The sequence below is a fragment of the Paraburkholderia elongata genome (assembly GCF_013177735.1).
In the GTDB taxonomy this organism is placed as follows: Bacteria; Pseudomonadota; Gammaproteobacteria; order Burkholderiales; family Burkholderiaceae; genus Paraburkholderia; species Paraburkholderia elongata.
In genome coordinates, this window is record NZ_WOEZ01000057.1 from 1 (window position 1) to 17,955 (window position 17,955).

The following is a 17,955-nucleotide window of genomic DNA, read 5'->3' on the forward strand; positions in this document are numbered from 1 at the left end:
GCAAAGCCGCGGCAAGCGCAATCCCCGCGGCGTGAAGCGAAAGATGTCGAATTTCCGGATCCGGCGACGATGGGAGCCGCTGAATCAGCGAATAGCGCCCAAAGTGGTTATCAAGTGAACAGTATTGAGCCTAAGCGCAACAATATGGCGCCAGATGGCGACATAGTACGGAGTTGTGGCCAATGCATCGATCTTTCCTTTGCGATGTAATTCCTGCCATCTAGCAAGGTCCGCATCTGCTCGACGAAAGTCCCCGGTGTAAAACGACAACTGCGCGCGTCCAAAGAGAAGCGTTCCTTGGTCCGGGGAGGCGCGACTGGCGATTTCGTAGTCGCGGGCGGCGTCCTGGTATCGACCCAGCGTGGTTTCGTCGTCAGCGAGATAGATACGGTTGTCTGCATCGGTCGGGGAGATCCGCAAGATCGCCTGATATTCCTGAATCGCAGACGCGTAGTCGCCCCTGTGCTCCAGTGCGCCCGCAAGGTCATGGCGAAGACTCACATCGGATGGCATCAGTCGGATTGCGTGCGCGAGAACTTCGATCGATTCTTCGCTGCGGTGCGAATGTTCAAGCGCATCCGCCCACAGCGAGTACCCTTTCGCGCTGTGGGGAGCAAGGCGGGTCGCTTCAGTGAAGTCAGCAATAGCTTTGCTGTAGTCCCCCTGATGATCGTAGGCCAGTCCCCGCAGCCGGAGCAGAAGGTCGTCACTCGGCTGAAGTGCAATCGCTTGAGAGTAGTCAGAAATCGCGTGCGTCGAATCGCCCATTTCTTGATATGACCGCGCTCGCCCGCTGCTCAGTAACGCATCTCCCGGCTGGATTTTTAAGGCCGACGTGTAAGCTCCTATCGATTCTGAATATTTATGCTGATCGCGCAAGACCATCGCCAGACCCCGCATGGAATTCAGATCGTTCGGGTCTAGTCTCAACGCGACGTTGAACTCAGATTCGGCACCGTCCAGATTGCCCACATCGTAAAAGACGAGCGCTTTTCCAAAATGTGCCCGAGGATCGAATGGTGCCCGTGCGATAGCGGCGTCATAGTCAAGAAGTGAGTTCTCTGCGTCGCCCTTGGCGCGATACGCATTGCCTCTTGAGATATAGATGTCCGCGCTTTGATTGCCGTTATCGATAACATGGCTAAAGCTGTCGATGGCCACGTCATATCGCTTGAGCGCGAGCTCCAGGTTGCCGAGGTTCAGCCAAGCGTGTACGTCGCCATGCTCGAGTTGCAGCGCCGCTGTGAAATCTCGCGCGGCCGCGTCGGTTTCGCCAAGTTGCCAGTGCGCAAGGCCGCGATTGTTAAAGGCCGCCGCGGTGGGGTATATGTCGAGCGCCCGCGTGTAGTTCCGTATGACGCTCAGATACTGTTTTGTTTTGACAGACAACTTAGCCTGCTCAAAATACAGCGCAGATCTCACGGGTGCTCCGATCGCGGGATCGTCGCTGATGTCGCTTCCAAAGACTGCCATAGCTTCCGGAGCATGCCGATAACGCAGAAACTCGCCGCTAATATCGATAGGCTTGGTGAGGTTGGCGTATGCAGAAAGACTAACTGCCCACAATGAGAAAAGTAAGGTTCGGTGGATTTTCACTATTTTTGACCGTTTCGCGCTTCTCTTTATATCGACGGTCAATTCTGAATCTTTAGGCGCGGAGGCAGGGAAGCCGCAGCGAGCACGCAGTCGCTGGTTGTGCTTGCCGTCATGCCAATGCCTTATCCAATCGGCCAAACGCAAACACTTAGCCCGCCTGGTTGAACGCTACGCCGCTGCCTTGATTTATAATCACTAAGCCATCGGGAAACACCCGGCGGCCAGGTATGGAAGCCTGTGATCGTAACCGCACCCTCGCCCAGGCGGGGCGTGCGTCCGCTTCTGCACGTCTACATTTCAATGGGCGGGCCGTCGTGGGGGAGCCGCAAGGCTCGCCGGTTCGTTACGATCCCGGTCTTCCAAACCCGCTTCGTGCCCGCTCACCCACTACCTCAAGCGAGTGTCGGGCGATCCGAGAAGTACCAGGGAGGTCGCACCATGAACAGCAAACCCACAAAACAAACTCAACCCGCTTCACGCCCGCCTGTCGACGCGCTCCAGTACGAAAAGCTTGCGCTCTCCACCTTCGATCTATGCAACCGGCAGTTGAGCCAACTCAACACGCTGATCACACTTGCGTCCTCAATGTGTAGGAATCCTGCAATCATGAGCGACGAAAGACGGCGTCAGCAGACCATGCTTGAATTGCTTGTCGACACGGCGGAGGAATATCAGCAAGCGCTTGAGTGTGACCGTGAGCTATACCAGGTGATCGCGCTCGATGCGAAGGGCGTCCCTCAGAGCCGCATCACCGCAAACCGCGCCACGCGCCTTCTTGCAGAGGCATCACAAATAGCGACGACGGAAACATCGGCAACCACGAAGCCCGGCCCGCGCAAACGAACGTCAGCCAAAGCTGCGACGAGCGCAGGCGCAGACACAGCGCAGCATCCAGTTCCCGTGAAGCACTAACCGTTCAACGCGGCCAACGTGCCGCGTCAACAAATGACCGAGCAAAGCGCCGGGCAACCGCTACCGGAGGCGGCCACCGCGCCGCTTCCCCTACGCACAGTGGCGACGCCATCTCTCGAAGAACCGAGACATACGTACATCAGCGCTCTACTTTCGACATAACCGCCGTCGTCGGGTCATACCGATAACCCTTCTGCGAAAGTCGCTCGGTCATCGTCGCCCCGATAAGTTTTTGCTGGATGTCCCGGGATATCAACTCACTATCGGGCTTAAGGCGCTCAAGTTCAGACGAGAGCTTCCGGATGAGCGCCACTTCTCCTGTGCTGCGTGAGTCGATGAACAATAGCTTCTCGTTTGCCGAACCGAGTCGTTCTTTGAGGTCCTTGGCATGCGCCACCCACTGTTCAGCAATCGTGCGAAGCTCGTTAAAAGCCTTCTCATGCGCTTTGGCCTGAGCCGCGATCTGGCGTTGTAACTCGGCAACCTCTTCCGCCGTCGCGGATTCGCCCGCTTGATTGGCAAGTTGAAGGCTGCGTCGCGCTTCTTCCGCGCGAGCCTTCTCGACTCCTGCGAGGCGCTGCGCCAATGTCGCCGCATGCTGTTCGGCGGCCTCTGCCCGTTCCTTCGCGGCAGACGCGTTCTGTGAAACTTGGGCCAGTTCAGCAGTCGTGGCCGTTTTCGCCGCAGTCATGGCGCTGACCTGCTCCCTCGTCTCCTCGAGCGCCCGAGTGGCGCGCTGTAGCTCATCAAGCTGAACCGACGCTTCCTCACTCCGCGCTGTGCTTGCCTGGCGCTCTGCTTCGAGCGCGACGCGCGCCTCGTCAAGCTCCCGCCCAACGCGCTGCAATTCGTTAAGCTGAACCGCCGCTTCCTCGCTCCGCGCTGCGACTGTCTGGCGCTCCGCTGCAAGCGCGGTGCGCGCCTCATTCAGTTCAGCCTCAATCGCAGCAACCCGCGCCAAGCTCTCGCTCACCTGCGCCGCAGCAGCTTCAGCACGCGATGAAGCCGTGCTCGATTCCTGCGACCATCGTTCCGCTTCGACCGACTTCGCCTGCTCGACTTCCGCGAGGCGCTGCTGCAACGTCGCCGCATTCTGCTCGGCGGCCTCTGCCCGCTCCTTCGCCGCCGACGCGTCTTGCGACACCCGGGCCAGTTCAGCGCTCGCGGCAGACGCATCCTGCGAAACCCGAGCCAGTTCAGCATCCGCAGCCGCTTTCGCTTCAGTCACAGCGCTGACCTGCTCCCGCGCCGCCTCAAGTTCCCGCCCAACGCGCTGCAGTTCGCCAAGCTGAACCGCCGCTTCCTCGCTCCGCGCTGCGCTCGTCTGACGCTCTGCCGCAAGCGCGTTGTGAGCCTCATCCAGTTCAGCCTCAATCACAGCCACCCGCGCCAGGCTCTCGCTCATCTGCGCCGCAGCAGCTTCAGCACGCGATGAAGCTGCACTCGATTCCTGAGCCCACCGTTCCGCTTCGGTCGCCTTCGCGTGCTCGACTTCCGCGAGGCGCTGCGCCAGCGTCGCCGCATGCTGTTCCGCGGCCTCTGCCCGCTCCTTCGCGGCAGACGCATCCTGCGAGACCTGGGCGAGTTCAGCGCTCACTGCAGACGCCTCTTGCGAGACCCTCGCCAGCTCAGCGTTCGCGGCAGACGCGTCCTGCGAAACCTGAGCCAGCTCAGCACTCACAGCCGCTTTAGCCTCCGTCACGGCGCCGATCTGCTCCCGCGCCGCCTCAAGTTCCCGACTTACACGCTGCAATTCATCAAACTGAATCGCTGCTTCTTCACGACGCGCCGCACTCGTCTGGCGCTCTGCTTCGAGCGCAAAGCGCGCCTCATCCCGTTCAGCCTCCAGTCCAGCGACCCGCGCGACACTCTCGCTCGCCTGCGCCGTGGCAGCATCCGCGCGCGACGAAGCCTCGCTAGCCTCCTGCAACGCTCTATCCGCTTCGGCCGACTTCGCCTGACAGTCGTAGCCCAACGAGGTGATCTCCTGCCGAGCCTCGCCGAGCTCCTGCTTCATCTGCGCGATCTGATCGTTTTGGCTGGAAACAGCAGCGGCCAACTCTCCACGCGCGTGACGTTCCTCGTCGAGTTCCGCCTTCGTGTGTTCCAGCGCGGCCTCTTCCACCGACACACGCTGCGCCAGCTCCTCCACGCGAGCCTCGGCAGTCTCGGCGCGGCCAGTCGCCAAAGCGAGCTCCGCCGTGATCCGCGTGGACGTATCCTCCGCCACACTCAGCGCACTCGTCAGAGCAACGTGCTGCTCACGGCCTGCTTCGACTTCCGCCACCGTCTTCTGATACTCGACAAGAACCTCGTCCCGTTCCGCGCGAGCCGTGTCGAGGTGCTGGTTCACGGCACTCAGGTGCTGACTGACCGCCCTGTCAGCTACGCCTCGGGCGGCCATCCAGAGCCGATCCGCGGCGCTCATCATGGTTTCGGCAATATGCTCCGGCAACCCGGCCTGGACCTGCACGTGGGGCGCGACGGGCTGCCGCGCTTCGCGCCAGCGTTGCAAGGCCGCCGCAATGGCAACAATCGACCCGCCAGGGATCTCGGGCCAAATGGTCACTGGGGAAACTTTCCGGCCTTCGTCGACCATGCGATCCGCGATTCCCGCGACCCGTTCATCCGTGATTGTGTCTGCGTCTATGGACATAAGCGCCTCAAAACTCAATGTGACCTGCCAGAAAATAGAGCACCCGATACGTTACTCCATCCAGCAATATCCCCGATCGGCCATCTGCGATTCTAATTGAAAGAGTTTACGGCACCACCTCCGCCGTCAACCGGTCACGTCGACGGCGGCCGTGTATATGCCACTGTCTGCTCGCGCGCACGCGCAATATCGAGCGTCTCCTGGTGGAACTTCGCAAGCGACTTGCGGTGCGTGACACTGACAATCGCCCCGTTCGGCAATCGTTCGGTCAACAGGCGATACAGATGCGCTTCGTTCTCAGTGTCGAGCGCACTCGTTGCTTCGTCGAGAAACACGTAGTCAGGCTTGTGCATCAGCACGCGTGCGGCCGCTAGCCGCTGCTGCTCGCCGGGAGAAAGAATGCGCCACCAATGGTGAGATTCGTGCAATCGGGCAACGTAGCCTTCAAGCCGGCACAGACGCAGCGCCTCGCAACATTCCTCGTCGCTGAAGTTGGCGGCCTCTGCGGGATAGGTGAGCCCAGCCTTCAAGGTGCCAACCGGCAGGTAGCTCTGCTGCGGGATGAACATCATGCGCGCGTTCACAGGCGCGTCGATCGAGCCGTTTCCGAACGGCCAGAGACCAGCCAGCGCGCGCAACAGCGTGCTCTTGCCCGAACCGGACGGCCCGCGCACGAGCCAGCGCGAACCGGGCTTGACGGCGATGTCGCGCACGCTCGCGAGCGTCTCGCCGTTGGGCAGCGCAAGCGTGAGGTTGTGCGTGGCAAGCTGGCTCTCGTCGACGTAGTGCAGATTGATGCCGCCATGCTCGGTTGCGGGCGACACGGACTCTTTCAGATGAGGTAGCTGCATGACGCGCTTGAACTCGCGCAGACGGTTGACCGTTGCGCGCCATTGGACGAGCGTGTCGTAATTGTTGATGAACCACGAAAGCGATTCGCTAACCGAACCGAATGCGTCGGCGATTTGCATCAGTGTGCCGAAACTGAGCGCACCTGCGAAATAACGGGGCGACGCCACGACGATCGGAAAGATTTCGGCGATCTGACCGTAGAAATTGAGCACGAAGCTATAGCGCCTCGTGTACTTCATCACGCGCCACCAGTTGTCACGAATCCGGCCGAACAGGTCCTGGGCGGTCGATTCCTCGGCCCGCATACCGTCGTAGAACGCAATCTGCTCGGCGTTTTCACGCAGACGGATCAGGCCGAACCGGAAATCTGCCTCCACGCGCTGCAACTGGTAGTTGATCGACACAAGCGGGTGACCGACCTTGTTTGTCAGGAGTGAGCCGGCAATCGCATAGACGATGGCCGCCCAGAGCATGTAGCCAGGAATCTGGACGGGCGTGCCGCCAATCATGACTGCCAGCGCGCCCCCCGTGCTCCATAGGACGGTCGAGAACCAGACGAGTGTTTCGAGCGTCGAGAGCAGGTCGAGTGTGAGCGAAAGTGTGGTGTTGGCGAATGACTCGAGGTCGACGGCGATCCGCTGGTCAGGGTTGTCGGTGAGGCGGTCGCGCTCGATGCGATAGAAGGTGCCGTCGCCCAGCCATTCCTGAAGATAGCGCGTGGTCAGCCACTGGCGCCATCGGAAGCCAAGCATCTGGCGCAGATAGCGGTTATAGACGGAAATCCCAACGAACGCGAACGCGAGCGCGCTGAAAAACAGCATCAGCTGCGGGAATTCGTGCACCTTCCTGCCTTCCAGTGCGTTGTAGAAGTCGCGGTTCCACGTGTTTAAGCGGGCGTTGATGCCAACCAGAACCAGGTCCATGGCGATGATCGTGATCAGCAGCCCCCACGCGGTTCTGCGTTGCTCAGAGACCCAGTACGGTCTGATCAGGCTCCAGGCTGAGACACTGTCAGGTTGCCCGGATGCAAGGCCGGAAGATTGGTTGCTCATGACCTACTATGTTCGGTCGATAGGGAGCCTGAAAGATTGGCGGCGGTTTCACCTCATATTTCGACGCGCGAGCCCAGTTCGATCACCCGGTTTGAGCTCAGCTTGAAAAACGCCGCAGGGTTGCCGATATTGTGCGCCATGACGCTAAACACTCGTTCGCGCCACACCGGCATGCCTTTGCCTCCGGTCGCCACCACGGTGGCATGACTGAGGAAATAGGACACCTGCGCCGGATCGACCACCAGGCCCTTCGGCTCGCAGTCGCGCAGCGCTTGCGGCAGGCTGGCCTCGTCCTTGAAGCCGTAGGTCACGAGGATGCTGTGGCAGTTGTGGCCCAGCGGCGTGATCGCCACGCGCTGCTCGCGCGGCACATAGGGCACATCCTGGTTGGTCACGTGCACGAACAGCACACGCTCGTGCAGAACGTGGTTGTGCGCCAGGTTGTTGATCAGCGCGTGCGGCACGGTGTTGGGGTTGATGGTCAGGAACGCGGCGGTGCCGGGCACGCGTATCGTTTCCTTCGCGAACAGGCTGTCCAAGTACTTGGCCAGCGGCAGCGCGCCGGCATGGACGGTGGCCTCTTCGACCATCAACTCACGGCCGCGGTGCCAGGTGGACATGATGGTGAACATGATGGCGCCCAGCAGCAGCGGGAACCATCCGCCATCCACGAACTTGAGCAGGTTGGCCGAGAAGAACGTGAAGTCGATGACGAAGAAGAAGCCGGTGGCCAGCACGCACAGCCACCAGTTGTAGTGCCAGGCGTAGCGCACCACATAGAAAGTGAGGAAGGTGGTGATCATCATGGTGCCCGTTACCGCGATACCGTAGGCCGAACCCAGCGCCGTAGAGGAACCGAAGCCCAGCACCGCCCCTACCACCGCGATCAGCAGCATCCAGTTGATGGCGGGCACGTATATCTGGCCGACCTCGCGTTCGGAGGTGTAGACGATGCCCATGCGCGGCATGAAGCCCAGCTGCATGGCCTGCTTGGTCATGGAAAACGCGCCGCTGATCACCGCCTGCGACGCGATCACAGTCGCCACCGTGGCCAGCAGCACCATCGGGAACAGCGTCATCGACGGGAAGAGGTGGAAGAAGGGGTTGTCCACGGCCTTGGCGTCCGACAACAGCAGCGCGCCTTGGCCCAGGTAGTTGAGCGCCAGCGCGGGTAGCACCAAGGCGAACCACGACAGGCGGATCGGCGGCGCGCCGAAGTGGCCCATGTCGGCATACAGCGCCTCGGCGCCGGTCAGCGCCAGCACCACCGCGCCGAGCGAGACAAAGGCCCGCCAGCCGTTGCGCAACAGGAATTCGAGGCCCACGAACGGGTTGAAAGCGGCCAGGATGCCCGGCGCGCGACCGATGTTGAGCAGTCCCGACACCGCAATCACGCCGAACCACAGCACCATCACCGGCCCGAACACCGCGCCGATGCCGGCCGTGCCGTGCCGCTGCACCAGAAACAAGCCGATCAGCACGACCAGCGCGATCGACACCACGAAGGGCTTGAGCTGCGGCTCCGCCACTTGCAGCCCTTCCACCGCGCTGAGCACCGAGATGGCCGGCGTGATGACGCCGTCGCCGTAGAACAGCGCCGCGCCGAACACGCCGGCGAGCAGCAGCCCGTTGCGCAAGCGGGGCCGGTCCACCACCGAACTGGAGGCCAGCGCCAGCAGCGCCATGATGCCGCCCTCGCCGTGGTTGTGGGCGCGCATGATCAGCGTCACGTACTTCAGCGACACCACAATGATCAGCGACCAGATGATGAGCGACACCACGCCCAGCACATTAGGGCGGGTGAGCAACAGCCCGTGACTCGAGTCGAATACCGTGCTCATGGTGTAGAGCGGACTGGTGCCGATGTCGCCGAACACGATGCCGATGGCGGCCAGCGCCAGCTTGGCCATCGACCCGTGGCTGGTTTCCGCGACGTGGCCGGCCTGGGCGCCCGGTTGCGGGCCTGAAGACGATTCCATGAATGCCTCCTTCTCAGTGGGCGGGAGCCCTCTGCCAGCGAACGGTGCGCCGGCGCGCAAGCGCCGGGCGGCCCGTATGGTCACGCTGGGTCTCCTGCAACGGGCTGATCAGCGGCCAGCCTATTTACAACAGCGTACAGAAAAAAGGGCGCGTCTCAAAGCCGCCCGTCTTCTTACTTAGGATCATCCATCAGAACCGGTTCGCGTTAACCCGCCTCCGGCTCCTCGTCCATGATGAGCAGAAACAGCGTCGCCTGGGACGAGATATCCAGCTTCTTATAAAGATTGCGCCGATGAACTTTAGCGGTGGCAGGTGACACACCAAGTAGCCTTGCCATATTTTTTGTCGAATGACCGGCAAGAATCATCAGCGCGATTTCAATTTCGCGATTGGTCAGCGACGCATTGGACCGTTTGCGCAACGCCTGTTCGAAGTGAAGGCGCCGGTCACTTCCCGCAGGTGAACTCACCGGCGGCGGGAGCACAGCTGTCTGTGCCGATATGGCATGGCACATCAACGGCAGTAACCATGCGCCGTAAAGGCAGAGGGTTCCGATTTCAGTCGAGCTAAAGCGGCGTTCACTGCCCATCGAGACCGACAACGTTCCACCTGCGGGCAGTGGTGCCAAAAGCTGCACCTCATCTTCCAGCACGTTCACCGAAAAATAACGGCGAAAATATTCGGTTTCCCGGAAATGATCGGGCGCCACTTCGTCGAGGCAATACACACCAGGGCTAATCGCGCTCAGGCTGAATTGATAGAAAGGGTCCAGCAAATAGACGCTGTCCAAATACCCTTTGAACAGTTCGTCGTGCGGTGTGCGCGACTGGATCTCCGCAATCAACTGGGGTTTCCCGTTGGGCCAGAAGATCACCACCACCCAATTGTCAAAGTGGACCACTTTGCGCAACAGGTCGATCAGCGCATGCCAGAACTGTTTGTCGTCGAGCTTTTCGACCAGACGTCCAAGCCGCTGATGAAAGGCAACGTCCGATACATCAAGCTGCATGTCAGTTTCCCCCACTACCCCTTAAAGGGTAGGTCGTCCCATCGTTCTAGCCCTTCGGCCTGATTTTCACCCGTCGTCCCCCACCCTACCATCTCTGTACCCCGTCGCATGCGCGTCGGCAGGCTTGCTCGCAGCGAGCAACACAGGAGAAAAGTATGGGAATCAGAGACATCGGTGTTCGAGTTGGCCACGGCACTCCCGGTCCGTTTAACAGCATCACCGACGTGCAAGGCGTAAGAGTCGGTCATCGTACCCTAGTCGAAAACCGCGCAGAAGCTTCGATTCGAACCGGCGTGACGATCATCGAACCACGCGCTGGCATGGCACGGCTCGACCCATGTTTTGCCGGCTGTCATGTGCTCAACGGAAACGGCGATGCCACCGGCTTGGAATGGATCCGCGAATCCGGCTTGCTGACCACGCCCATTGCCTACACCAACACGCACAGCGTCGGCGTGGTTCGCGATGCACTGGTCGCCGCCGAACGCGCATGGATCGGCGATAGCCAGTACTGGTGCATGCCGGTGGTGCTGGAAACTTTCGATGGGGTGCTGAGCGACATCTGGGGGCAGCATGTCACCGCGACGCATGTCCACGAGGCGCAAGCCGACGCTCGCAGTGGACCGGTGGCCGAGGGATCGGTCGGCGGTGGTACCGGCATGATTTGTCATGAGTTCAAAGGCGGCATTGGAACAGCCTCGCGCAGGCTCGCGGCAGAGGATGGTGGCTGGACCGTCGGCGCGCTAGTCCAGGCGAACTACGGCCGTCGCGACGCGCTGCGTGTGGCCGGCTATCCGGTTGGCGAGGTGCTGCGGGATCTGCCGTCGCCATTCGACAGACGTCGTGCGGGTGTCCCCGGAATGGGATCGATTGTGGTGACGCTTGCGACCGACGCGCCGCTTCTTCCGCATCAGTGCGAGCAGATTGCACGGCGCGCGAGCATTGGATTAGCCCGCGTGGGCGGCGGCACCGAATACTCCAGTGGCGACATCTTCATTGCCTTCTCGGTGGGTAACCGCGGCATACCGCCGGCGGATTACGGCAAGGCGATCGAGCCTGTCATCAGCGTGCGCAGCGTCATTCACGATTTCATTTCTCCGCTATTCGTCGCGGCTGCGGAAGCAGTCGAAGAAGCCATTCTCAACGCCCTCGTTGCTGCTAAAAATATGGACGGCCAAGGCGTTCATGTCCCCGCACTCGGCGCCGCCCGGCTGCTGAAAGCACTGGAACAAGTTGGCTGGCGCCGCGACGTAGATCAGGCTGAACGCCCGCTCGCTGACTGACGCTTCTTCCCCTTACATGAGTTCCTTCATTAAAACCGAAAGGCCGCTATGACACCCCGCCATCTCATCACTGTCGTCACTGGACTCCTCGCAGTTGCGGGGACGCTGGCTGCGACCGCAAACCATGCTCAAGCCGAAGAGCTGAATGTCTACAACTGGTCGGACAATATTGCCGACGACACCGTGTCCGGGTTCGAAAAGGAAACCGGCATTCACACGCGATACGACGTCTATGACGGCGACGACACCTTGCAGGCAAAGTTGCTGAGCGGTTCATCGGGCTATGACGTGGTGGTGCCATCGTCCAGCTATGCCGGCAAGCAGATCGAAGCGGGCGTCTATCGGAAACTCGACAAGAGCAAGATTCCAAACCTGGCTAATCTGGATCCCGTGCTCATGAAGATGCTTGCGTCAGCCGATCCGGGCAATCAATACACCGTGCCATGGTCGTGGGGAACGGACGGCATCGGTTACAACGTCACGAAGGTGACACAGATTTTGGGCAAGGACGCACCCTACGATAGCTGGGACCTGCTGTTCGATCCGCAATACGTATCAAAGCTGAAAACCTGCGGCGTTTCCGTGCTCGACTCGGCGCAGGACGCGTTCTCGGTTGGGTTGATCTACCTGCATAAGGATCCCAATAGCACCAACCCAGCTGATTATCAGGCAGTGTTCAAGCTGCTCAAAACGATTCGCCCCTACGTCACCCAGTTCAATTCTTCCGGCTACATCAACGACCTGGCCAATAACGATGTCTGCATCGCGCTGGCATGGTCGGGCGACGTCGGGATCGCGAAGCGGCGTGCAGAAGAGGCACATCGCTCCTATGAGATTCGCTACGTCATTCCTAAAGGCGACGGCGTGCTGTGGTTCGATCTGATGGGTGTTCCTAAAGATGCGCCTCACCCGGAAGCTGCGATGCAATGGATCAATTACATCCTTCAGCCTAAGGTGAGCGCGGCGATCACCAATCAGGTTTTCTATCCGAACGCTAACGCTGCTGCGCGTGCTTACGTGAAGCCGGCCATCCTCGATAACGAAGCGGTCTACCCTCGCGGTGAAAAGATGAAATCGCTCACGCTGTCATTGCCTTTGCCAGCCGATATCCTGCGCCTTGAAAACCGGCTGTGGACGCAACTCAAGTCCGGGCGATAACGTTGAAGCCGTCCAGGTCGCGGCGACATGGACGTCAAAAATCTCTCACTTTCCTGCATCGGAACGATCAGAAATTGCGCCGCAGTGCAGTCGACGGATTTTGGCTATCGCAGCGCTCTTTTACGATGGTCGCAGCATCACGCGATCAGAAAAAGCCGCGGAAGTGCCAGAGTTTCCTTCAATCCGTCGACGCAACCTAGCGAGCGCCCGAGCATGAAAAACCTGAAATTCATCCCTCCTCTTCTGACGATGGTGTTCGCCGTGCAGCCGCTTCTGGCGGAGGCTGACGTCACGGTCAAAATCGGCCAGGTATCACCATTGACTGGCGAGCTGTCTCACATAGGCAAGGACGACGAGAACGGCGTCCGGCTCGCAATCGAGGATCTCAACGCAAAGAAACTCCGTATCGGCGGGCAACCGGTCACGTTCGCACTGGATTCACAGGACGACGCCGCCGACCCGAAGACCGTTGTAACCGTTGCGCAAAAGCTGGTCGACGATCGTGTTGCGGGAGTGGTCGGCCACGCCAACTCCGGCACATCGATCCCCGCCTCGAAGATCTATTCGGATGCCGGCATACCGATGATCACCGAGTCCGCAACCAACCCCAAGCTCACGGCGCAAGGCTATAAAAACGTCTTCCGTATGGTTGCAAACGACGTGCGGCAAGGAACGGTCATCGGCACCTATCTTGTGAAGGACCTGAAGGCTACGAAGATCGCGATCGTTGACGATCGAACCGCCTATGGACAGGGACTGGCCGACGAGGTCGAAAAGGCCGTCAAGGCTTCTGGGGGCACCGTCGTAGATCGTGAATACGGTACCGACAAAACCACCAACTGGATGGCGGTCCTCACGACCATCAAGAGCCACGTTCTCGATGGAATCGTCTTCACAGGCGGAGATACGCAAGCGGCAGCGTTTGCCCAGCAGGCCCAGAAGCTTGGACTGAAGGCAAAACTGATCGCGGGCGACGAAGCGTGTACGCCGCAATTCATCAAGCTCGCGGGAGCCGCGATGAACAGCGGCACGTACTGCACGCTGGCGGGCGTGCCGCCGTCGAAGATGCCGCAGGGAGATGCCTTCTTCAAGCGCTTCCAGCAGCGGTTTGGCGTGCCCGTGCAGCTCTACGCGCCGTATGCGTACGACGCCGTAATGGCAATGGCCGGTGCGATGCAAGCGGCCGACTCGGTCGACCCGAAAGTCTATCTGCCCAAGCTCCAGAACCTGACGCTGGACGGTGTGACGGGACCGATCAGATTTGACGGAAACGGCGACATCCGCAACGGCGCGATTACTGTCCGGCAGTTCGGCCAGGGTGATTGGCAGGACAAGAGCGTCGTCAGATAAGCCATTTTCGTCGCTATGGAAAAATCGAGATCCATCGCGAAATCGTCGAGGGCATCGTCAGCCGCGTCCCGGCGGCGATGCAACAGAGGCGTTGCGTTCGGCGTGCCCGGGTCTCCGGATCAGACGATGCACTTCACTCGGCGATGTCTACAGGTACGCCCAGCCCGACTTTCACCCGACTCATGCTGACGAGCGTCTTGAAGCGCTTGACGTTGTTATTGGAAAAGAACAGCTGCCGGGTCAGGTCGGTGTATTGCTCCATGTCCCGCACTGTCAGGATAAGTACGAAATCCCATTCACCCGCGACGTAGTAGCACTGCTGGATCTGCGGGCATTGTTCAAAGGTCCGCTTCATCGAATCGAGCAGATCGATTTGTTCACTCTCGACTTCCACCATGGAAACGATAGTAAGAGGACACCCCACCTTTTCAGGCGAGACGATGGCCGCATACCGATCGATCACTCCGTCTTCGGCCAGGCGGCGCAAACGGCGGTTCACGGCGGCAGTAGAGAGGTTGCCCCGGACGCCAAGTTCATTTTGAGGGAGCTGAGCGTCCCGCTGGACCTCGGCTAGCAGCTTGCGATCGAAGACGTCGAGTGTGGTAGCCATGGCGTGGGATTCCGGTACAAAAGTGAGAAATTATTGCGTCCAATCCGGAAATTTAGCGATTAATTTGACCACGTCAAGCAATATTATTTTTCTATTGGCTGGCGTGGCGACTCCCAGCATGCAGGGAGTCGACGGTCGTGCCGGACACTTATTCCATGGAGCCGCACAGCAATGCTGATCACCAACAAGCGCGCCTTGTACGCTGACTATCCCGACGAACTGAAGACCATTCTGAGTGTTGAGTCCGCTGAACAGAGCCGTGCATGGCTTTCGAACTGGAAGCTTCTCAGCTCGTGCGCTACGCCTTTATGGGAGCTACCCGATGCGGCTGCCCGACTCGGCGTGGCGCGTCTGAGCATCAAGGACGAATCCGTCCGGTCACCACTCGGCAGCTTCAAGGCCCTGGGCGCGCCGATCGCCCTCGTACGCCTGGTTCTGCGTCTGTGGCCCGAGCACGATCTCGATCCCAAGGGCTTGATCCAGGGACGCTACAAGGAAATGCTCACGAACCTGGTCGTGATCAGTGCAACCGACGGCAACCACGGCAAGGCTTTGGCCGCTGCAGCACACACGCTCGGGTGCAATTGCGTGATCGTCCTGCACGCCAAAGTAAGTGCTGAGCGCGAGCGGGCCATCGCTGCGTATGGCGCGCAAATCATTCGCATCAGTGGCAACTACGACGAATCGGTGGAAGAAGCCGCACGCCTCGCGAAAGAAAATGGCTGGCACGTGGTCTCAGACACATCCTATGAAGGGTATGAAGCCATTCCTCGCGACGTCATGCAGGGCTATGGTGCGATCGCAGCCGAGATTGTCGAGCAGTCTGAAAGCCATGCAGCCGAATGCGCTTTCACGCACGTATTTCTGCAAGGCGGTGTCGGCGGCCTTGCTGCCGGGGTTGCCAGTTATCTCTGGGAGATTCACGGCCGCAAACGTCCGCGCTTCGTAGTCGTTGAGCCGCAACAAGCGGATTGCCTGTATCAAAGTGCGCTCGAAGGTCGAGCCGCGAAAGCGACGGGCTCCGTCGATTCAGTCATGGCGGGCCTTGCGTGCGGCGAAACTTCACCGCTCGCGTGGAAGATCCTCGAGCCGTGCGTGGACGATTTCATGACGATCCGCGACGAAGACGCGATCGGGGCGATGCGCAGGCTCGCAGCAGGAACCGGCGCAGACATTCCGCTGGTAGTCGGCGAATCCGGTGCCGCGGGCTACGCTGGCCTCGAAGTATTGATGCAGGATTCACAGCTGGCGCGAGCCGCCGGCTTGAACGGTGATTCACGCGTTCTGGTGATCAGCACGGAGGGAGCGACGGCACCAGCGGTCTATAGCGAGTGCGTGGGCGAAACGGCCGACTCAGTTCTTTCACGTCAGGCTCATTGGCTGGGCGCCGCGGTTCGATAAAACAACCTGAATCGACATCGAAAAGGAATATGCGTTATGGAAAGCTCCTTGCAATCGCAGTTAAAGAGTTGGCGTCAGCATCTCCATCGGAACCCGGAAACCGGTTTTGAGGAAGTCGCTACTTCCGACTATGTCGCGAGCGCGTTGAAAGCACTCGGCCTTGACGTGCATCGCGGAATTGGTGGTACGGGCCTGGTCGCCAATCTCACGGTCGGCAATGGTCGCGGCGCTATTGGCCTTCGCGCTGACATGGATGCACTGAATATCGCGGAGAACGTACCGGGCCGCCTGCATGCCTCGCGAACGCAAGGCAAGATGCACGCCTGCGGACACGATGGACATATGTCGATGATTCTCGGCGCGGCGCGCCTGCTTGCCGAGAGAAAGAACTTCAACGGAACCGTGCGGTTCATTTTTCAACCGGCCGAAGAACATGGCCGCGGCGCGAAAGCGATGATGAAAGACGGGCTCTTCGAACGATACCCTGTCGACGCGATCTTTGGCGCGCACAACATGCCCGGCATGCCCGCCGGGACATTCGCCACACGCGCCGGCGGCATCATGGCTAGCGAAGACAATTTCGTCATTCATATCAAGGCCCGTGGCACACATGCAGCCAGGCCGCACATGGGTGTCGATCCCATCGTGATCGCCTCGCAAATCGTGCTGGCATTGCAGACAATCGTGTCCCGCAATCTCGATCCGAGCCTGCAGGCGGTGATCTCCTGCACGGAATTCATTACGGACGGTATCCGCAACGTCATCCCGTCGAACGTGACGATCAAGGGTGATACGCGCAGCTATGCACCTGAGGTCCAGGCGATGCTGGCAACCCGCATGCGCGAAATCAGCGAAGGCATCTGCCATACGCACGGGGCTGAATGCACCTTCGAATACACGCACGAATTTGCGCCTATCGTGAACTCACCGGAATATGTGGACCTTGCCGTTGCGGCGGCCCTCAGTATCGCCGGCGCGGATAAAGTCGACGCCAGCGTGCAGCCCATGATGATCTCCGAGGATTTCGGCGCGTTCCTTCAGGCCGTGCCGGGCAACTTTATTTTCATTGGCAACGGCGATACGGGGAAGGAAGGAGGTATTCCGCTCCACAATGCCACGTACGACTTCAACGACGAGATATTGCTCACCGGCTCGCGATACTTTGCAGAGATAGCGCGACTCGCTCTCCCAATTTCCTGAGTGACATCCGCGTTGAGTCCCCGGCTTGAGCGGATCGCGACGACAGCCCGACTCACCGCTCAATCGCGTGCGTCGGCCGGTGAAAATCTAAACACGCGTTTCCAACGTGCGCTCTATACATCGGACTCCGTATTATGGCGGCACCGCCTTTTGTCTGAACTATTTGCGCAGCACGAAGTGCAACGGCGACGTTACGTTCGACGTGACGGGAACACGTAACACCCGGGACGTAACACGCGCCACGCGATGCCGTCACTGTGTTCCGCGCCCCGCCCGCTCTACCCCGTCCAGCAAGGCCCTCTGCGCCGCACGCAACTCAATGCCGACACTGCCGAATGCGCGGATCGTGCCGCGCTCCGTCACCGGCGCGTTGGCTCGGAACTTGCGACGCTCGACTGCCCGAGCAAGCCACATCCGAGCAAGGCGCTACAGCGCCGGCTCTAAAACTAAACGAAGGCGACGCGCACAAGCGCGATGTCGGGCTCAAAGCAACCGTTTTCTGCAAGACCGATCAGCGGTTTTCCGGGGGCACTGATTACACCTTTGACCAATCAGGACGCGATTTCATCGCGAAAGGACTAATCATGGCTCCCTTCAAGCACACTCTTGTTGCCTCGGCAAGCGCACTCCTATGGTGGTCGCTAGCCACTTCGTGTCAGGCAGGAGATGTCACGTCCACACCGCCTGCCTCGTTCATGCAAGGCGGAGGATGGACTACCACCGGGCAACCGGGATCGGGATTCACGTGGACAGGAGGCAGTGGCACATCCGGCGGGTGGGTTGTTGGCAGTGGTTCGAGTATTAGTGGTGGCTCGGGTTGGGGCGGCGGTTCGGCCTGGGGCGGCATTTCGGGCTCCGGCTCGGGTGGTGGGTACGGTGGTGGTTCCGGAGATGGT

At 60.1% G+C, this 17,955-nt stretch carries 13 protein-coding genes; 7 read left to right on the top strand and 6 right to left on the bottom strand.

Translation table 11 applies throughout. From position 1 onward, the window contains the following. Positions 1 to 84 precede the first annotated feature (84 nt). Entirely contained in the window at positions 85 to 1,740 is a 1,656-nt protein-coding gene (locus GNZ13_RS12260; RefSeq protein WP_216674810.1) for a tetratricopeptide repeat protein, read from the bottom strand. Positions 1,741 to 2,034: 294 nt separating this feature from the next. On the opposite strand from GNZ13_RS12260, the gene GNZ13_RS12265 reads away from it, so the two are divergent. Beyond that, positions 2,035 to 2,508, top strand: a complete 474-nt coding sequence (locus GNZ13_RS12265) for a hypothetical protein (protein WP_172164169.1) — start codon at positions 2,035 to 2,037, stop codon at positions 2,506 to 2,508. 139 nt (positions 2,509 to 2,647) lie between these two features. On the opposite strand, the gene GNZ13_RS12270 is transcribed toward GNZ13_RS12265, so the two are convergent. The 4 genes from GNZ13_RS12270 to GNZ13_RS12285 all read right to left on the bottom strand — a co-directional run bounded on the left by GNZ13_RS12270 (position 2,648) and on the right by GNZ13_RS12285 (position 10,057). Beyond that, positions 2,648 to 5,164, bottom strand: coding sequence for a DNA-binding protein (locus GNZ13_RS12270; RefSeq protein WP_172164172.1), 2,517 nt, complete (start codon positions 5,162 to 5,164; stop codon positions 2,648 to 2,650). Between the two features lie 134 nt (positions 5,165 to 5,298). Beyond that, complete coding sequence (locus tag GNZ13_RS12275; protein ID WP_172164175.1) at positions 5,299 to 7,068, bottom strand: ABC transporter ATP-binding protein/permease; 1,770 nt, start codon at positions 7,066 to 7,068, stop codon at positions 5,299 to 5,301. A gap of 53 nt (positions 7,069 to 7,121) precedes the next feature. Further along, positions 7,122 to 9,047, bottom strand: coding sequence for a potassium transporter Kup (locus tag GNZ13_RS12280; RefSeq protein ID WP_407945625.1), 1,926 nt, complete (start codon positions 9,045 to 9,047; stop codon positions 7,122 to 7,124). 206 nt (positions 9,048 to 9,253) lie between these two features. Further along, a complete protein-coding gene (locus GNZ13_RS12285) occupies positions 9,254 to 10,057 on the bottom strand; it encodes a helix-turn-helix transcriptional regulator (protein WP_172164178.1) in 804 nt (267 codons plus the stop codon). 155 nt (positions 10,058 to 10,212) lie between these two features. Here GNZ13_RS12285 and GNZ13_RS12290 point away from each other — a divergent pair, with 155 nt between their 5' ends. From GNZ13_RS12290 to GNZ13_RS12300, 3 genes are all read left to right on the top strand, one after another. Continuing rightward, positions 10,213 to 11,340, top strand: a complete 1,128-nt coding sequence (locus GNZ13_RS12290; protein WP_172164181.1) for a DmpA family aminopeptidase — start codon at positions 10,213 to 10,215, stop codon at positions 11,338 to 11,340. A 48-nt stretch (positions 11,341 to 11,388) separates the two neighbouring features. Then, positions 11,389 to 12,498, top strand: coding sequence for a polyamine ABC transporter substrate-binding protein (locus tag GNZ13_RS12295; protein WP_172164184.1), 1,110 nt, complete (start codon positions 11,389 to 11,391; stop codon positions 12,496 to 12,498). A 213-nt stretch (positions 12,499 to 12,711) separates the two neighbouring features. Beyond that, positions 12,712 to 13,848 carry a branched-chain amino acid ABC transporter substrate-binding protein gene (locus GNZ13_RS12300; protein ID WP_172164187.1) on the top strand — a complete coding sequence of 379 codons (1,137 nt, stop codon included), beginning with the start codon at positions 12,712 to 12,714 and terminating at the stop codon, positions 13,846 to 13,848. A 133-nt stretch (positions 13,849 to 13,981) separates the two neighbouring features. Here the strand turns inward: GNZ13_RS12300 and GNZ13_RS12305 are convergent, their stop codons facing one another. Further along, positions 13,982 to 14,458, bottom strand: coding sequence for an Lrp/AsnC family transcriptional regulator (locus GNZ13_RS12305; protein ID WP_172164190.1), 477 nt, complete (start codon positions 14,456 to 14,458; stop codon positions 13,982 to 13,984). Positions 14,459 to 14,629: 171 nt separating this feature from the next. Between GNZ13_RS12305 and GNZ13_RS12310 the strand changes: the two genes are divergently transcribed. From GNZ13_RS12310 to GNZ13_RS51505, 3 genes are all read left to right on the top strand, one after another. After that, complete coding sequence (locus GNZ13_RS12310; protein WP_172164193.1) at positions 14,630 to 15,859, top strand: diaminopropionate ammonia-lyase; 1,230 nt, start codon at positions 14,630 to 14,632, stop codon at positions 15,857 to 15,859. 36 nt (positions 15,860 to 15,895) lie between these two features. Further along, a complete protein-coding gene (locus tag GNZ13_RS12315; RefSeq protein ID WP_172164196.1) occupies positions 15,896 to 17,059 on the top strand; it encodes a M20 aminoacylase family protein in 1,164 nt (387 codons plus the stop codon). 584 nt (positions 17,060 to 17,643) lie between these two features. Further along, positions 17,644 to 17,955, top strand: a 312-nt coding sequence (locus GNZ13_RS51505; protein ID WP_216674811.1) for a hypothetical protein, incomplete at its 3' end; no start/stop codon positions are given.